Below are 16,762 nucleotides of genomic sequence, written 5' to 3' on the forward strand. Positions count from 1 at the left end.
CGCTCTGCTGGGCAAAGGCCCGGTGTTTAAGTGGGGCTTAACATCTTCCGGGACTTCGCACGCGAAATCGAGGTGGCAGTCGGTACCAACAACCGCAAGGTCGGATCGGCGTGCCCGAGACGCTCATTGATTTCAGGCAAAGGCGCCAGGCTAGATGCCTCCTGCAACATCATTTCCCGCATCCACATGCTTGCCGGATCAGTATTGTGAAGCTCAGGCCATTGGACGGCCTCCGTGAATGCGGGAGGAGGAAGTGGCGGCGGAAGTTGGACAATCCGCAGGGGTGTTGTTTTTGCGAAATGCTGCGCCAGCCGTAAGGGCATGGTCCCGATGCGGTTGCTGCCTGACAGGACGGGCGCGATCAGGCTAAAGCCCTGTACGACGACCTCGACACGTCTCTCGAAACCGTGCTCGAGCAAATACCATTCCTCCATGGTGGGCTGCCGGGTGTGCCTGAATTTGAGCACGACATGCCCCATGGACAAGTATCGCTCGAATGTAAGTGGCTCTGACAGCTGCTTGTTCGTGCCGCAGCCTACGCATACGAGCATATCTTCGAACAGGACTGCTCGAGGATGTTTCGACATGAACACTTCCGGCATAATCAGAAAATCAAGGTCGCCGCGCCGGAGAAGCTCCTCGGGGTCGTCGCAAATAGGCAGACATTCAAAGCGAACGGCGGGAGCTTCCCGCGCAGCACGCTCTACGATCTTCTTAAAAAATACGAGCGTGATGTAATCGGAAAGCATCATTCGGAAGAGACGATCCGATTGCGCTGGGTTGAAAGCGTCGGAGGAAATAATCGATAGCTGGATGTGCAGCAATGCCTCCCGGACTGCTGTGGCGAGCCCGTCGGCGCGCGGTGTCAAAATGAGCTCGCGGCCGTTCATCGTAAATAGCTCATCGTTGAAGTAGGCGCGTAACCGAGCAACGGCGGCGCTCATGGCCGGCTGGCTCAGGTTGATACTGCGAGCCGCGGCAGTGACTTTACGCTCCCTCATCAGAGCGTCCAGCACAACGAGGAGATTTAGATCGAGTCCCTTGAAACGCATGTCATGTTCTATCCAACGCGTGGATGCGTATCATTCAAACAATCAATTTTACGAATTTACGAGCCATGCATTAGAGGAACGTTAATGAGCGACGTCAAGCTCAAATCGACGACACGGGCCGGAACTTCGAGAGAGCGTCTGGCTCACCTTCGCCAACGACAACGGCTGAATGCAGCCAACAGCGCCGCTTTAATCGGGTAATGCGGCCGCAAAAAACTAATATGAAGAGAGGTCCTGAATGCGCCATCAGGTGCAGTGGAAGTTGTGCTGGGAAAACGAATTGCAGCTCTCCGATCACGTTGAGCTCGCCGAGTTCTTTCGTGATACGTACGGGCCGACTGGGGCGTCCAACGCAGAACCGTTCGAAGGTAGTCGAAGCTGGGCCGGAGCCAGGCCTGAACTCCGCGTGATCGCCTATGATTCAAGTGGTGTAGCGGCTCACATGGGCATACTGCGCCGTTTCATCAAGGTTGACGCGGTCGACCTGTTGGTGGCTGAGCTGGGCCTGTACGGGGTACGCCCGGACCTTGAGGGTCTCGGAATCGCCCATTCAATCCATGTCATGCTTCCAATACTGCAGGAGCTTGGCGTTCCATTCGCTTTCGGAACGGTCCGGGACGCGCTGCGGAATCATGTTGAGAGGTTCGGGCGGCGATACAGGCCTTTGGCCGTTTTGTCGGGAATTCGCGTGCGCTCCACCCGACCAGAGGCCCGCCTCGACCTGCCGCCCACACGCATCGATGACGCACTCACCATTGTTCTGCCGGTTGGACGGCCGATCAGCGAATGGCCCACGGGCACGATGATAGATCGGAACGGACCAGAGCTATGAGCCGTCCCGATTGCTTGTACGAAGTGCGCCGTGAGTGCTCTGACGGCACCGGCCGTCGCAGCGTTTATCTGACGTTTGACGACGGTCCCAATCGACTTTTCACACCGGAGATTCTCGATGTGCTGGCAGAGCAGCGGGTGCCGGCGACTTTCTTCGTCATCGGCGCCTACGCCTTAGAGCACCCAGATCTAATCCAACGGATGATCGCAGAAGGGCACGAGGTAGGCAACCACACGATGTCTCATCCGGATCTGTACCAATGCGGTTTCGGCGAAGTGCAACGTGAGGTCTTTGAAGCGAACGACGCCATCATGAGAGCGTGCCCGCAGGCCTCGGTGCGCTATGTTCGCGCGCCCTACGGCGCCTGGAGTGAAGAAGTCTTCACAGCGTCACAGATCGCCGGGCTGGCGGCCCTCCATTGGTCCGTCGACCCTCGAGATTGGTCTCGCCCTGGGGTCGACGCGATTATCGATAAAGTGCTCGCCTCTGTCCGGCCGGGCGCAATCGTACTCTTGCACGACGGATGCCCTCCCGGCGAGTTGGGCCGGGGCGCTCACGCCGGTCTGCGCGACCAGACGGTCACGGCGCTGTCCCGGCTGATTCCAGCATTGCGTGAGCGCGGATTTGTAATCCGCTCACTTCCTCAACATCACTAAACAAACGAGATCCCATGACTCTTCTTGGTACAACCAGCACTGTGGCCATATCGCTTTATGCGCTGCTCTCGACTGCTTATAAGAGCATGCAGGGGCTTTATGCTCTGCCGACAAACGACCCATCGGCGTTGCAGGTTCTCGTCGGCTCCGATCAACTGCCCAGCGTGGATGTCATCGTCCCCTGCTTCAACGAGGATCCGCGCACGCTTTCAGAGTGCCTGGCTTCCATTGCCGACCAAGAATACGCCGGAAGACTTCGGGTCTATGTGGTTGATGACGGTTCTGGAAATCGCGAAGCCTTAGGAACTGTCCACGAAACCTACGCGCGCGACCCTAGGTTCGACATCATTTTGCTTCCCGAGAATGTTGGAAAGCGCAAGGCGCAGATCGCCGCGATACGCCGCTCATCAGGGGATCTGGTGCTTAACGTTGATTCAGACACGTTACTCGCGTCCGACGTCATTGCCAAGCTTGTACCGAAGATGCGAGATTCAGCGGTCGGCGCAGTCATGGGTCAGTTGACGGCCAGTAACCGGACCGAGAGCTGGCTGACCAGGCTGATAGACATGGAGTACTGGCTGGCTTGCAACGAGGAGCGCGCGGCGCAGGCTCGCTTCGGTGCCGTTATGTGCTGTTGCGGCCCATGTGCCATGTACCGCCGGTCTGCGCTCCTTTTGTTACTGGACCAGTACGAGTCGCAGTTTTTTCGGGGCAAGCCAAGCGACTTCGGTGAGGATCGCCATCTTACTATCCTGATGCTGAAAGCAGGCTTTCGAACCGAGTACGTTCCGAGCGCCATCGCGGCCACAGTCGTCCCGAACAGACTAGGACCGTATCTGCGCCAACAACTCCGTTGGGCACGAAGCACATTCCGGGACACGCTGCTTGGGCTGCGCTTGCTGCCCAGCCTGAATAGCTATCTCACGTTGGACGTGGTCGGACAGAATCTCGGCGCGCTACTCCTCGCCATATCGGTATTAACGGGCCTCGCACATTTCGCACTGACAGGCTCTGTGCCTTGGTGGACAGGACTGATGATTGTGTCCATGACCCTGCTCCGATGCAGCGTGGTAGCATTTCGTGCCCGACAGTTTCGATTTCTGGGCTTTTCGCTGCACACGTTCATCAACATCTTTCTCTTGCTTCCGTTGAAAGCCTACGCGCTGTGTACATTGAGCAATAGCGATTGGCTGTCGCGAGGCTCTGCTGTCGCTACATCGAACACTGGGGGAAAACAGGCCCCCACCCAAACTCCGATCACTGGTTCCAGCAGGGCAGAATTCTCGCCGCATGCGGCTCCGCTTCGCAGGCTCAATCTTGCGCGGGATTCTTCGGAATTAGTGCTGTCGGGCAACATTTGCGGCGACGAGTGATCGCTAATTACCTAGTGGACGAGAGGTGCACGAGTTTGACCCAGAACGTGAATCATCAGTTGCTTGATCGGGAATTGGCCGCAGACGATCCGTGGCTTCTCGACGGCAATCCGTTCGAGCGGAAGCGCCACACGCAAATGCTCCAGCTGGCGCTTGCCCAAGGCTCCATTTCAAATGCCCTCGAAGTCGGGTGCGCTGCCGGCGCATTCACGGAAAAACTAGCCCCCTACTGCCAAGGGCTCACCGTCATCGATGTCGTGGCGCAAGCGATTGCTCGAGCACGTCAACGGATAAACGAGCCGTCGCGCATCAACTGGATAGTCTCCGATGTTCAACAGTTTTCGACCGACGAGTTGTTTGACCTGATCGTTGTGGCGGAGGTCCTCTACTATCTCGAAGACATAGCCGAGATGCGCGAGGCCGTCAAAAACCTGGTGCGGGTGCTTGCGCCTGGCGGGCATCTGATCTTCGGATCGGCAAGGGATGCTAATTGCCGTCGCTGGGGTCACGCCGCTGGTGCTGAGCCGGTCATCGCCATGCTGAACGAAACGTTGATCGAGGTAGAGCGTCTTGAGTGTCGGGGCGAGTCGGTCAACGAAGACTGCTTGCTCGTCCGTTTCCGAAACCCGCTTTCCGCTTCCTGATGAATCGAATCTATCGCCGTTAACCTGGAGACACTATGCGCATCTTTGGTATCAAGCTGACCCATGATGGGGCGATCGCCCTGGTCGAGGATGGACGGCTCGTCTTCTGCGTTGACCAGGAAAAGCGGCACAACGATCCGCGTTACCAAGCCATCGATAATTTATACGCAATTGTCGCCGCTTTACCGGAACAGGGGCTAAATCCTTGTGATGTCGATCAGTTCGTTATCGACGGCTGGGATGGCGAAGACGAGTCACAGTTTCAGGTCCGGCAGGCAACCAAGCAACCGCCAGTCTTGGCGTCCCTCTCGGTAAAATGAACCCATGTCCATGGTAGCGATCGATCTTACTGACGTAAGCAAAACTTATGACAAGCTCGTTGTCGACAGACTGTCGTTCCGCGTTGCGGCGGGGGAATGCTTCGGGCTCTTGGGACCGAACGGCGCCGGCAAAAGCACGATTGCGCGTATGGTCCTCGGCATGACATCGCCCGATGCGGGGAAGATTACTGTGCTCGGCGTTCCAGTGCCGGCGCGCGCGCGTTTGGCACGTATGCGCATCGGCGTGGTCCCGCAGTTCGACAATCTTGATACCACGTTCACTGTACGCGAGAACCTGTTGGTGTTCGGGCGCTACTTCCGGATGAGCAGACGCCAGATCGATGCGGTCATACCATCGCTGCTTGAGTTCGCCCGCCTCGAGAACAAAGCGGATGCGCGCGTCGCCGAACTGTCCGGCGGCATGAAGCGGCGCCTGACGCTCGCGCGTGCGCTGATCAATGACCCGCACTTGCTGGTGATGGACGAGCCGACCACCGGCCTCGATCCGCAGGCCCGCCACCTGATCTGGGAACGGCTGCGATCGCTGCTGGCGCGGGGCAAGACTATTCTTTTGACTACCCATTTCATGGAAGAGGCCGAGCGGCTGTGCGATCGGCTGTGCGTTATGGAGGAGGGGCGCAAGATCGCCGAAGGCCGCCCGTCCGCACTCATTGACGAGCAGATCGGCTGTGACGTGGTCGAGGTCTACGGCGGCAATCCGCATGAACTGGGTGCGCTGATCCGGCCGTACGCACAGCGCATTGAGGTGAGCGGTGAGACGCTTTTTTGCTATGCACCCGATCCGGAGCAGGTGCTGGCGCAGCTACGCGGGCGCGCGGGTCTACGCCTTCTGCAGCGTCCTCCCAATCTCGAGGATGTGTTTTTGCGGCTAACCGGGCGCGAGATGGAGGACTGAACAATGGGCGAACGTTATGCGGCGGGCATGCCCGCCAATGCGTGGAATTGGGTCGCGGTTTGGCGCCGCAACTATCTTGGATGGAAGAAAATCGGGCTTGCATCGGTGCTCGGCAACCTCGCCGATCCGATGATCTATCTGTTCGGTCTCGGCTTTGGAATCGGAACAATGATAGGTCCTGTTGAGGGCACTTCGTACATTGCGTTTCTCGCGGCTGGCATGGTTGCCACAAGCGCGATGGCATCGGCGACTGCTGAAACGGTTTACGGGAGTTTCGGCCGCATGGGCGACCAGCGCACCTGGGAAGGAATGCTATGCACTCAGCTGACGCTCGGCGATATCTTACTCGGCGAATTGGCGTGGGCAGCCACCAAGGCCCTGATGGCGGGCACAGCAATCACTATTGTTGCGACCACGCTAGGCTACGCATCGTGGCCATCCATCCTCTGCTTGCTGCCAGTCATCGCTCTCAGTGGCCTCGCCTTCGCGAGTCTAGCGATGGTCGTCACGGCGCTTGCGCCCAGTTATGAATATTTCATATTTTATAATACGCTTGTTATAACGCCCATGCTGTTCCTTTGCGGCGCGATGTTTCCGGTCAACCAATTGCCCGGCGCTTTTCAGGACGTCGCCTCCTTGTTGCCGCTCGCACATGCAATTGACCTCATTCGTCCGGCGATGCTTGGCCGTCCCGCCGGCAGCATGGGCCTGCATATCGGCGCGCTTTGCATATACACGGTTTTGCCGTTCTTCCTATCGGTTGCTCTGTTTCGTCGTCGGCTGATGCGTTGACGCTCTCACCATTCGTGAAATTGATTGTTTGGGCGATACCCATCCACGTGTCGGATAGGTCAATGCATGCGTTTTAAGGGACTCGATCTAAATCTCCTCGTTGTGCTGGACGCTTTGATCAGGGAGCGTAAAGTCACCGCCGCAGCCCGCAGTATTAACCTGAGTCAGCCGGCCATGAGCGCCGCCGTCGGTCGGTTACGCGCCTATTTCAGCGATGAGCTATTTACGATGAACGGCCGCGAACTCATTTTGACACCGCGCGCGGAGGGGCTCGCCACAGCAGTCCGGGAGGCATTGCTGCACATCCAGCTGTCGATTATTTCCTGGGACCCCTTTAACCCGGTCGGATCGGATCGTCGCTTCCGCATCATCCTTTCCGATTACCTCACACTCGTATTTTTTAAGAAGATCGTAAAGCGTGCTGCGCGGGAAGCTCCCGCCGTCCGCTTCGAATGTCTGCCTATTTCCGACGACCCCGAGGAGCTTCTCCGGCGCGGCGACGTTGATTTTCTGATTATGCCGGAAGTGTTCATGTCGAAACATCCTCGCGCAGCCCTGTTCGAAGATATGCTCGTATGCGTAGGCTGCGGCACGAACAAGCAGCTGTCAGAGCCACTTACATTCGACCGATACTTGTCGATGGGGCAGGTTGTGCTTAAATTCGGGGACACCCGGCAGCCCTCCATCGAGGAATGGTATTTGCTCGAGAACGGTTTCGAGAGACGTATCGAGGTCGTCGTACACGGCTTTAGCATGATCCCGCCCCTTCTATCAGGCACCAGCCGCATCGGGACTATGCCGTTGCGGCTGGCGCAGCATTTCGCGAAATTAACACCCTTGCGGATTGTCGAACTTCCGCCGCCACTTCCTGCCGCATTCACGGAGGCCGTCCAATGGCCTGCGCTTCACAATAATGATCCGGCAAGCCTATGGATGCGGGAAATGATGTTGCAGGAGGCATCTCGTATGATTGCCCTGCCTAATAGCACCGGACGTCTCAGTTGTCGGCCGAATTGAGAAACTGACCCCTGGGTTATGAGAGGAGGCATGGATGGCGATTGGGATTGGGCGATTCCTGCATTGTCGAGAACGATGCAGGGAGAGCAGATCCTTCAGCCTGAAGAGGTGGCAGCGATGCTGCGGCGGCATGAGGTTGGCGGGGAACCGACGGGCGAAGGAATTCGGGGGCGCGCGCAACACCGTGCATCGGCATCTAAGCGAGGGCGGGACTGTTCCGTTTCGCAAGCCCGTGCGGCCGACGGCGTTTGACGGACTGGACGATTGGCTGCGGGAGCGCTTCTTCCCCCATGGGTCGAGCCGGATGACGATCTCGACCCGCTCCAGATGCACCGGGAACGCCTTGCGCGGTCGCGCAGCACGTCGCGGCTCGCCTGTCGGTCTTGCGGCCTTGCGGCCTCGAGTTCGGACTCAATCGCGCCGAGCCCGGTCTGGATTCGAAGGCGAAGGCCTGCTGGGCACGTTCGAGCTTCTCGGAGCTGCGACCGAAGCGCCGCGCTCCAGCTGCTTGACGATCCCTGAAGGTCGGCGAGCCTCTCCTGGGCACGCTCGTTGAGTGTCGCCATCCGGACGATCTCGGCCTTGAGTGTTCGCTCCGGAGTTGTTGCAGTTCGGCCTTCTCCGCCGCCATGGGGACGAATATCGCCTTGAGCGGAACGATTTCGTGGAGACGGGCCAAAGCGCTTCTCTACATGACGCCGACAAAAGCTTATTTTGCACGGCCAGAAGCCCGCCTTTTGGCCCTGAGTCACTTCGCCACGGCCTATCCGGCCGACGTCGGACGCCGTCTCCGTTCGGCTTAAGCGCGCCAGTCCATGCCTTCGACGAGCGCCATCAGTTGGGCGCGGCAAGCCGGATCACGCCGTTCTCCACCCGCGGCCAGCGGAACTTGTCCTCGTCCAGCGAGGCGCAGGTCGGGGAGTATGGTGAGCGCAAGGTGGCGGCTGAACAGGAACTGCGACGGATCGATATCGTCGCGCCGCAGTCAGGCACCATTCAACAACTCGCAGTTCATACGGTCGGCGGAGTGATTACGCCCGCCGATCCGATCATGCTAATCGTGCCGAAAGGCGACGATCTTGCGCTGGAAGTACGGATCACCCCGAAGGACATCGACCAAATCCAGCTTGGTCACAAGGCCGTGCTGCGGATGTCAGCCTTCAATCTGNCCCGCCGATCCGATCATGCTAATCGTGCCGGAAGGCGACGATCTTGCGCTGGAAGTAGGGATCACCCCGAAGGACATCGACCAAATCCAGCTTGGTCACAAGGCCGTGCTGCGGATGTCAGCCTTCAATCTGAGAACCACGCCGGAATTGAACGGATATGTCAGCCGGATCGCAGCAGATCTGGCGACGGACGAAAAAAACGGCATTTCGTATTACCTGGTGCGTCTATCGGTTCCGCATGCGGAACTGACGAAGCTCAAGGACCTGACGCTCGTGCCCGGCATGCCGGCCGAAGCGATGGTCCAGACGGGCGAGCNGGAACTGACGAAGCTCAAGGACCTGACGCTCGTGCCCGGCATGCCGGCCGAAGCGATGGTCCAGACGGGCGAGCCTACGGCGCTTTCCTATTTTGTGAAGCCGCTGTCGGACCAAATCAGTCGGGCATTCCGGGAGGAATGAATGTCATTCTGTTAGCTTGGCGTAGGCCGCGTCGCGTAGAGCCCGTGCGGCCGACGTGCGGAAGCTGTCGTTCCGAGATCCTTGAACTCTCGGCTCGCGCGAACGCGCTCTCTAATGTTCCATTGCTCGCAATGGGCAGTGCTGGCGAGATACTCGGCAACACAGCCCTATGCCTGTTCTTCCGAGGCCGGCTTGACGGTGAGCGAATGCGTAACGCAGCTGTGAGGACCCGTCAGTTGTCGTTTCAGCTCGGCTTCGGTCAACTTCGACAGCCTGTCGGCGAAAGGCGCTATCACGAGACCATTGGCGGCAAATTGCCCTCCCCTTGTTGCGCGGTAGCAGCATGCGTGTCGGGGAAGGAACCGTCTCCGGCCCCCATTCATCGCTGAGCCGCGCCGTACCCGCCGCCACCGGAACTTGTCCACGTCCAGCGCTTACGGTGCGGGTATGCCGGCGTCGAGCAAACAGAGAGAGGTTTGGGCCCAACCAGGGCGGCCGGTTACCAAGTTTTCCTCGTCCGCTTGAGTGTGAATGTTCGGGTCGATCGTCTGGGCGCGTCCCCGCCGCCTGCGAGCCCGCTACTGCTCAGCGGAAGGGCGAAGTGAACGTGAATGCATCCATTTCGTAAATGTGTGTCTATCCAAGCAATCGATTTCTCTAATTACCCGATGAGCAATATGAACGCGTCAGGCAGGGTGCATCATTAGGAGTATTTTTCGATGGCAAACATTATCGAGGGTAGCCCGGATGCCGAAACACTCCTCGGCACCAAGGGTGAAGATTGGATGGAGGGTTTCCAGGGCGGTGACTGGATTGACGGTCGTGGCGGCAACGACGAGATCTCGGCTGGCCCGGGCAGTGACCGAGCCCTTGGCGGCGAGGGTAACGACCGCATCTTCGGCGGAGATGGCTGGGACGATCTCTCCGGCGACAACGGCCGCTTCAACGCGCGCGTCTCCGGTGAGGACAATGACAGGCTCAGCGGCGGTCCCGGCCAGGATGTCCTCTACGTGGGTGACGGCCAGGATACGTTGACCGGGGGCACCGACAATGACACGTTCGTGTTCCAGTTCCACAATCCGGTGCCTGGGGTCGATCCGAGTGTCGGGTCGAAGCCGGACATTACCACTATCACCGATTTCAACCCGGCGGAGGACAAGTTCGCCTTCGATGCGGTGGGCCTCTACAACGACGGTTTTGGCGCGAACTTCGTCAACAACGCCAGCATACAGTCCGGCTACCCGGTGAGCAGCTTCTACAGTGGCGCGGCCTCGGGTGCGAACGGCGAACATGTCGTGGTAATCACTGGCGAATCTTTCAACTCTGCTAATGAGGCAGCGAGTGCGATCTCCGGCGAGCACGCCGGCGACATCATTGTCTACCAAAGCAGCTACACCGACAGAGTCGCAACTCTGGCCTATGTCACCGCCGACGGCAGCGCGCACGAGTTCGCCCACCTGGGCGGTGTGGTCACCGTGGCCGACCTAGGCCTGACCGCGTCGGACTTCACCTTCGTTTGATCCAGAAAAACGATACGGAACAGCGCCCCGCCCCCTGGGCGGGCGCTTTCCGTCTCCGCTACTTGCGATGGGCCGGGGCGCCGGGAGCAGTCGCAGCGTGTACAGCTTGACGAAGCCCTGCACGTCGCGCTGGTCGTACACCGAAATCTCCCTGAAGGCGTCTGTTCGGGCCCTTGCGGCCGGCCACGATGAATCCCTTCCAAACCTTCAGCCGGACGGTGTTGTTGTTGACCCGCTCCATTAGATGCCAAACCAAACATATTCGGCGGGAGCACTGATCCTGAATCAGCGAGTCGGTTGCCGCTCGGGGAGCAATATAGGGAGCTGGGTCGCCAGATCCTCACGGAGACCTACGTGAGTAACCATTCCTTGAAGGATTCAGCTTTGAGACCTTTCCCTCTGACTTCCGCTATTTGGGGAATTCTGTTGATCAGCGGCGTGGTCAACGTGCTTGCGCTGATCTCGCCGCTGTTCATGCTTCAAGTCTATGACCGCGTTCTGGCAAGTGGCAGCGTATCGACGCTGGTGGGGCTCGTCGTGCTTGCTGCGGGGCTTTATGCGTTCCAATGCTTGCTCGACATTTTGCGCGCCCGCGTGCTGCTGCGGATTGGCGAGCGTTTCGATGGAGAGTTTTCCGGACGCGTTCACAATGCGATCGTTCGCCTTCCGCTTTCAACGCGCATGCCGGGCGACGGCTTACAGCCGCTTCGCGATCTCGACAATGTTCGCGGCTTCTTAGGTGGAAACGGTCCGACAGCGTTCTTCGATCTGCCATGGATGCTGCTTTATCTTGGCATTTGCTTCCTCCTTCATTTCTGGATCGGCATGACGGCACTTATCGGGGCGGTCGGCCTCACATCTCTGACACTCCTTGCCAACACTCTCTCGCAACGGCCGATAAGCGATACCGTTTCCCACAACATGGCACGCAATGGTCTGCTGCAAGCAGCGCGTTGCAATGCCGAGGTCGTGCAAGCTCTCGGTCTTGGAAAGCGGATCGCTGCCCGATGGCAAAAGGCCAATGCCAAGTTTCTGGCCGCCAACCGGAAAGCTGGGGACGTGGCAGGTGGGCTGGGTGCCATTTCAAAATCGCTGCGCGTGCTGCTGCAATCGGCCATTCTTGCCGTCGGCGCGTACCTTGTCATCAGACAGGAGGCTACGGCCGGGGTTATGATTGCCAGTTCGATCATGATGGGGCGTGCGCTGGCGCCGGTCGATCTGGCCATTTCAAGCTGGAAACCTTTCCTCATGGCGCGCCAGGGTTGGGCGCGGCTGGAGGACCTCCTGGAAAAGGTTCCTGAATCCGCTGCCGTTATGCCAATGCCTGCACCTGAACGCGAACTGCGCCTCGAAGGCGTGACAATCGTTCCGCCCGGCGCAAGGAAGCCGACCGTGACCGGCCTTGCGTTTGCCATTCAGGCGGGAAGCGCACTCGGGATCATCGGTGCATCGGGCTCGGGCAAGTCGACACTCTCGCGCGCCATCGTCGGCGCATGGGCGCCGGTGGCCGGAAAAGTTCGCATCGACAGCGCAAGCCTCGATCAATGGGACCGGGAAGCACTAGGCCGTCATATCGGCTATCTGCCGCAAGGTGTTGAACTGTTCGACGGCACCATCGCCGAAAACATCGCTCGTTTTGAAGATAATCCTGACCCTGAGGCTATTGTCGCCGCGGCGAAAGCAGCGGGCACGCACGAACTGATCCTCCGATTTGAGCACGGCTACGGAACTCCGATCGGTGAGGCCGGATCGGCACTTTCCGCCGGGCAGCGCCAGCGTATCGGTCTTGCCCGTGCTCTTTATCGAGACCCTTTCCTTGTTGTGCTGGATGAACCCAATGCCAATCTCGATTCGGAAGGCGAGGCTGCGGTCGTTAAGGCGATCGCCTCCGTGCGCGAGCGCAAGGGCATTGCGGTTGTCGTCGCCCATCGGCCCAGCGCCATCCGCGCCGTGGATTTGGTGTTGGTGATGGAAGGTGGACGGCAGCGAGCATTCGGTGCGCGTGATGAAGCGCTTTCCAAAGTCCTGAAGGGGACAGCGATGGCACGAGGCGCTGGCGTCAAGGCCATCGAATCTACACAGGATAACGTGGGAGAGCGCGCTGACATGGAGGATCCCGGTGTCCGGCATTCAGCAGAACAATGACGTTTCCAGCTCCATTCGCCGCCACCTGGTGGCGGGCCTTCTGGCGAGCGTAATCTTTGTGGGAGGAGCCGGAGCCTGGGCGGCCTTCACGAATCTCTCCGGTGCGGTTGTCGCGTCCGGACACTTTGTCGTCGATTCCTATGTCAAGAAGGTGCAGCACCCGACCGGCGGGGTGGTGGGAGAAATCCTGGTGCGCGAAGGCGATAAAGTAAAAGCCGGCGACATCCTCATGCGGCTCGATGCCACCCAGACGCGCGCTAATCTCGCCATAGTCACCAAGCGGCTCGATGAGCTCGCCGCCTACCAGGCACGACTCGATGCTGAGCGTGACGATCTCGCGGAGATCGCCTTCCCGGACTGGCTGCTCGCCCGAAGAGATGTTCCGGACGTAGCTTCGGCAATACATAGCGAGACGCTGCTGTTCGAATTCCGCAGACAATCCCGCCACGGAAAGCAGGCGCAACTGGCGGAACACATTACTCAATATCACCACGAGATCGAAGGATTCGAGGCGCAGGAAATTGCCTGTGAAAAAAGGATCGAGGTTCTCCTAAAGGAAATTGCTGTTCTGAGTGGGCTGCGCGACCAAGGCATTGTCTCGGACCAACGGTTGAACAGCCTGAAGATCCAGGTTGCCACTTTCGGTGGCGAACGCGGTGAGAAGATCGCAGATCAGGCACAGACAGCAGCCCGCATAGCCGAAACGCGCCTGCAGATCCCGCAGATCGATCAGGATTTCAAGACCGAAGTCGGCCAGGAGCTCAGAGAGGTTCAGGCGCAGGTCGGGGAGTATGGTGAGCGCAAGGTGGCGGCTGAACAGGAACTGCGACGGATCGATNGGAACTGACGAAGCTCAAGGACCTGACGCTCGTGCCCGGCATGCCGGCCGAAGCGATGGTCCAGACGGGCGAGCGTACGGCGCTTTCCTATTTCATGAAGCCGCTGTCGGACCAAATCAGTCGGGCATTCCGGGAGGAATGAATGTCATTCTATTAGCTTGGCTTGGCCCCTTCGCGAAGAGCCCGTGCGGCCGACGTCCGGACGCTGTCGGTTCCGAGGTCCCATTGCTCAGGTGCCAGCCCCCGATGGCCTCATATTGCAAACTCAGCGTAGCGCGAGCCCGCGACTGCGGTTGGTGCACGGCTTTGTGACGACCCTCGCAAAGGTATCCAGTGCGGTGCGGGTTGCCAACCAACAGCGGCTGGCCCTTCAGGCCCAGCATCACCCGTTCGGCCGAGAGCGGATAGACAGGGCAGTGAGCTTCAGAACCTCAGTTGCGGTCATTAGTCCTGCGGCGAAGGAGAGGAAGGGTAGCGCCGCGTCGACGCGGTCTTGTTCGACCGCCGTTTGGGGCGGCCGCGGCCCATCTGTGGCGCAGGCAGTGGGAGCGAACTTCGCTTCAGGCGGGAACACGCAGAGCGAGCAAGCTTTCGCTCCGGGCACGTGCCGTATCAAGATCGCCTGTCAGTTTCGGCCCGTGGTGGCATAGAGCTGGATCGGCGGAAATCCCATCTCGGTGATAGCGCACGTTGAACTCGTTGGCGGCCGAGATCAGAACGTCCGTCGAGCCCGCCTCACGGGAATTCCACAGCGCCGACTCATGGACCGCGTCCGAGTCGACCGCCACATCCTCGACACCGGCTTCTCGGAGAAAGGCGGCGACAGCCTTGACTTTGGCCAGGCCGATCTTGGCATGGGCATCGGTGAAGACGGGAGAGCGCGTTACGTTGTGAATCCCGACATGCTCGTGGTCGATCCGGCTGGCGCGCAAGTCCCGAGTAGCGAGAGCCAGATAGTAATTCGTGGCCGAGCTACTGAGCCGAGCCCTGCCGTCACGACATGGCCGAGCGGGGCCCCGATCGGGGAGAATTCTACCAGCTTGGGGACATCGGCCCAGTCCCAGGCATTGCAGGCGAACGGGTCGATCATAGCAGCGAAGCGGGTGCGGAACAGGTGCGGCACCCAGTACGACGGCGAGCGCCGCACCGATCCCCACATCCGCTTTGATTGGTGGCAGGGGTGACGGCGCCGGACCGATGTAAGCGTTCCATCCGGACCCGTGCACGATAGCCTCATGGCCATCCTGCCCGAGGTGGAAACGGGAGTCGCCCACTGCCAGCGGGCGCGCACCGTAGGTGCCGAACGGGTTGGTTGCCACCATGCCCTCCAGGGTATGCCTGACGAGCGAACTACCCGCCCAGGGCAGAGTGGCCCTGGTTCGGGCCACAAGGATTGGAAGATGTTGCGGCGCTATACGCATCTCAAGCCGGAAATGCTTCACACTATCCAAGGTGCGAGGGCAGCGTAATCGGCGCAAGTGACTTGGTCATACAGCCTCGATCGCCTCTATCACTAAAACGTGCCGCGGAAGCGGCGACACCAAAGACGGCGTACAAAGCGGAGCCGATGAAATGTCCGCAATTCGAACAGAGGTCATTTCATCAGCGAAGCCGGTTCGTGACCCCAAGACCGGTTCAACAGGGCGGCCTAAGGAGCGTCAGCATAGCGCCGCCAAAAGGCGGGACGCGGGACTGACCGCCCCCGGCGAGGGGTGCCGTTTAGGATCCGTTTGATCCCTGTACATCGATCTCTCGCCTTTATCCTCGTAAGCCCGGTTCGTTTTAGCATGGTAGCTGAGCGCGTCGAGTTGCGGGCGTCGACTATATCCTCGCGGCTAGGCGTTGCGGATCCAGACATTTTGTATCTTTCGGTTATGGTTTCGGTTCGCTAGATGACGCGATTGGCAACACCTGCGATCTGGAACGAAACGCGTTCAACCGCACTGCTTGCCGCCAATAGTTCTTCGACCTCGCGTGCCGAGGTCACCCCTGCCTGGACCAGCACATCGAGGCTGTCGAGCAAGGCTTTTGCCTGAGTAGAATCTGGCAATCCTGGCACACCATCTGCAAGAACATCCTCTAACCAGCGGCATACACGTCCGCCAATGTCGCGGCTGACCCAGAAGCTCGTATCCGGCCCATAGGCCGAGCACCACGCTCCAAGAGCCTCAACCAGGTAGGGTACTAGAGCCGGCCGCGGCGACGTTTCGACGAGGTCGAGAAACAAGACGGCCAGATAGCCTGAACTGGCAGCGCCTGTGACCAGACCTGTAAGCGCGGGCATGACCGCGTCGAGACCATCCCAGTTATCTGGAATGCTGGGCCGAAGTGACTGCAGGACGCCCGATCGCTGGAAGAATATGGCCGTCAGCGCGTCGGCGGCATGTGACCTTGCCCCTCTGATCTAATCCGGTTTGAAGTTCGTTTTGGCCCATCGAGAGGACCAGGACATGAAACGTAACCGCTTCTCTGAAGAGCAGATCATCGGAATTTTGAAGGAACACGAGGCCGGGGTGTCGGTTGCCGATCTGTGCCGCAAGCACGGGGTCAGCGACGCCTCGATCTACAACTGGAAGGCCCGCTTCGGCGGGATGGATATCTCCGAGGCTCGGCGACTTAAGGCGCTGGAGGACGAGAACACGCGGTTAAAGCGGCTTCTGGCCGACGCGATGCTCGACAATGCCGCGTTGAAGGATCTTGTGGGAAAGAAATGGTCCGCGGCCAAGCGGAAAGCTGTCGCTCGCCTGAAGGAAGGCTTCGGGATGAGCGAACGGCGGGCGTGTAAAGCCATCGGCTGTTGCCGCATGACGGTTCGCTACGAGACCAGCAGGCCGGACGACCGCGAGCTTCGCGAGCGGATGAAGGCGATCGCGCAGCAGCGTCGCCGGTTCGGCTACCGGCGTCTTCTCGTGATGCTGAGGCGGGAGGGCCTGGTCGTGAACCACAAGAAGCTGTTCCGGCTCTATCGGGAGGAGAAGCTCGCCGTTCGCCGCCGTGGCGGCCGCAAACGGGCGATCGGGACCAGGGC

15 protein-coding genes and 3 pseudogenes are annotated in these 16,762 nt (G+C 59.5%); 14 read left to right on the forward strand and 4 right to left on the reverse strand.

All coding sequences use genetic code 11. From position 1 onward, the window contains the following. Nucleotides 1–26 precede the first annotated feature (26 nt). A complete protein-coding gene (locus tag X743_RS149730) occupies nucleotides 27–1,052 on the reverse strand; it encodes a LysR family transcriptional regulator (protein WP_023736282.1) in 1,026 nt (341 codons plus the stop codon). Between the two features lie 238 nt (nucleotides 1,053–1,290). Here X743_RS149730 and X743_RS149725 point away from each other — a divergent pair, with 238 nt between their 5' ends. The 9 genes and pseudogenes from X743_RS149725 to X743_RS1000000173475 form a co-directional block, all read left to right on the forward strand. Beyond that, the gene (locus tag X743_RS149725; protein WP_023736281.1) at nucleotides 1,291–1,884 is read left to right on the forward strand and encodes a NodA family N-acyltransferase; all 594 of its coding nucleotides are present in this window, start codon (nucleotides 1,291–1,293) and stop codon (nucleotides 1,882–1,884) included. Further along, on the forward strand, nucleotides 1,881–2,540 hold the full coding sequence (nodB, locus tag X743_RS149720; protein ID WP_023766912.1) for a chitooligosaccharide deacetylase NodB: 660 nt from the start codon (nucleotides 1,881–1,883) through the stop codon (nucleotides 2,538–2,540). Before X743_RS149725 ends, nodB begins: the two co-directional genes overlap by 4 nt. Nucleotides 2,541–2,554: 14 nt before the next feature. Then, complete coding sequence (nodC, locus tag X743_RS149715; protein WP_023766913.1) at nucleotides 2,555–3,913, forward strand: chitooligosaccharide synthase NodC; 1,359 nt, start codon at nucleotides 2,555–2,557, stop codon at nucleotides 3,911–3,913. A gap of 35 nt (nucleotides 3,914–3,948) precedes the next feature. Continuing rightward, nucleotides 3,949–4,557, forward strand: coding sequence for a nodulation methyltransferase NodS (nodS, locus tag X743_RS149710; RefSeq protein WP_023736278.1), 609 nt, complete (start codon nucleotides 3,949–3,951; stop codon nucleotides 4,555–4,557). 35 nt (nucleotides 4,558–4,592) lie between these two features. Beyond that, the gene (locus X743_RS149705; RefSeq protein WP_023766915.1) at nucleotides 4,593–4,877 is read left to right on the forward strand and encodes a carbamoyltransferase N-terminal domain-containing protein; all 285 of its coding nucleotides are present in this window, start codon (nucleotides 4,593–4,595) and stop codon (nucleotides 4,875–4,877) included. A 4-nt stretch (nucleotides 4,878–4,881) separates the two neighbouring features. Continuing rightward, a complete protein-coding gene (nodI, locus tag X743_RS149700) occupies nucleotides 4,882–5,793 on the forward strand; it encodes a nodulation factor ABC transporter ATP-binding protein NodI (protein ID WP_023766916.1) in 912 nt (303 codons plus the stop codon). Nucleotides 5,794–5,796: 3 nt separating this feature from the next. Further along, nucleotides 5,797–6,585 carry an ABC transporter permease gene (locus tag X743_RS149695; protein WP_023736275.1) on the forward strand — a complete coding sequence of 263 codons (789 nt, stop codon included), beginning with the start codon at nucleotides 5,797–5,799 and terminating at the stop codon, nucleotides 6,583–6,585. Nucleotides 6,586–6,651: 66 nt separating this feature from the next. Further along, nucleotides 6,652–7,602, forward strand: a complete 951-nt coding sequence (locus X743_RS149690) for a LysR family transcriptional regulator (protein ID WP_023766917.1) — start codon at nucleotides 6,652–6,654, stop codon at nucleotides 7,600–7,602. A gap of 30 nt (nucleotides 7,603–7,632) precedes the next feature. Next, nucleotides 7,633–7,894, forward strand: a pseudogene (locus tag X743_RS1000000173475) (hypothetical protein); the annotation flags it as partial. A 542-nt stretch (nucleotides 7,895–8,436) separates the two neighbouring features. Here the strand turns inward: X743_RS1000000173475 and X743_RS1000000173480 are convergent. Next, complete coding sequence (locus X743_RS1000000173480) at nucleotides 8,437–8,598, reverse strand: hypothetical protein (protein ID WP_245264260.1); 162 nt, start codon at nucleotides 8,596–8,598, stop codon at nucleotides 8,437–8,439. A 173-nt stretch (nucleotides 8,599–8,771) separates the two neighbouring features. Between X743_RS1000000173480 and X743_RS149685 the strand changes: the two are divergent. The 4 genes and pseudogenes from X743_RS149685 to X743_RS12115 all read left to right on the forward strand — a co-directional run. Next, a pseudogene (locus tag X743_RS149685) lies at nucleotides 8,772–9,230 on the forward strand (HlyD family efflux transporter periplasmic adaptor subunit); the annotation flags it as partial. Nucleotides 9,231–9,949: 719 nt separating this feature from the next. Continuing rightward, on the forward strand, nucleotides 9,950–10,750 hold the full coding sequence (locus tag X743_RS149680; RefSeq protein ID WP_023766920.1) for a hypothetical protein: 801 nt from the start codon (nucleotides 9,950–9,952) through the stop codon (nucleotides 10,748–10,750). Between the two features lie 369 nt (nucleotides 10,751–11,119). Next, entirely contained in the window at nucleotides 11,120–12,895 is a 1,776-nt protein-coding gene (locus X743_RS149675; RefSeq protein WP_245264263.1) for a type I secretion system permease/ATPase, read from the forward strand. Next, nucleotides 12,870–13,876, forward strand: a pseudogene (locus X743_RS12115) (biotin/lipoyl-binding protein). The gene X743_RS149675 and the pseudogene X743_RS12115 overlap by 26 nt, the downstream one beginning before the upstream one ends. A gap of 418 nt (nucleotides 13,877–14,294) precedes the next feature. On the opposite strand, the gene X743_RS1000000172865 reads toward X743_RS12115, so the two are convergent. Both X743_RS1000000172865 and X743_RS1000000172240 read right to left on the reverse strand, forming a co-directional pair. After that, a complete protein-coding gene (locus X743_RS1000000172865; protein ID WP_198028462.1) occupies nucleotides 14,295–15,056 on the reverse strand; it encodes a hypothetical protein in 762 nt (253 codons plus the stop codon). Nucleotides 15,057–15,622: 566 nt separating this feature from the next. Beyond that, a complete protein-coding gene (locus X743_RS1000000172240) occupies nucleotides 15,623–16,018 on the reverse strand; it encodes a hypothetical protein (protein ID WP_156934465.1) in 396 nt (131 codons plus the stop codon). A gap of 166 nt (nucleotides 16,019–16,184) precedes the next feature. Here X743_RS1000000172240 and X743_RS1000000170935 point away from each other — a divergent pair. Continuing rightward, nucleotides 16,185–16,762: transposase (locus X743_RS1000000170935; RefSeq protein WP_156934466.1), on the forward strand; the 578-nt coding region annotated here is incomplete at its 3' end.

It is taken from the genome of Mesorhizobium sp. LNHC232B00, from assembly GCF_000502435.1.
GTDB classification, from domain to species: Bacteria; Pseudomonadota; Alphaproteobacteria; order Rhizobiales; family Rhizobiaceae; genus Mesorhizobium; species Mesorhizobium opportunistum.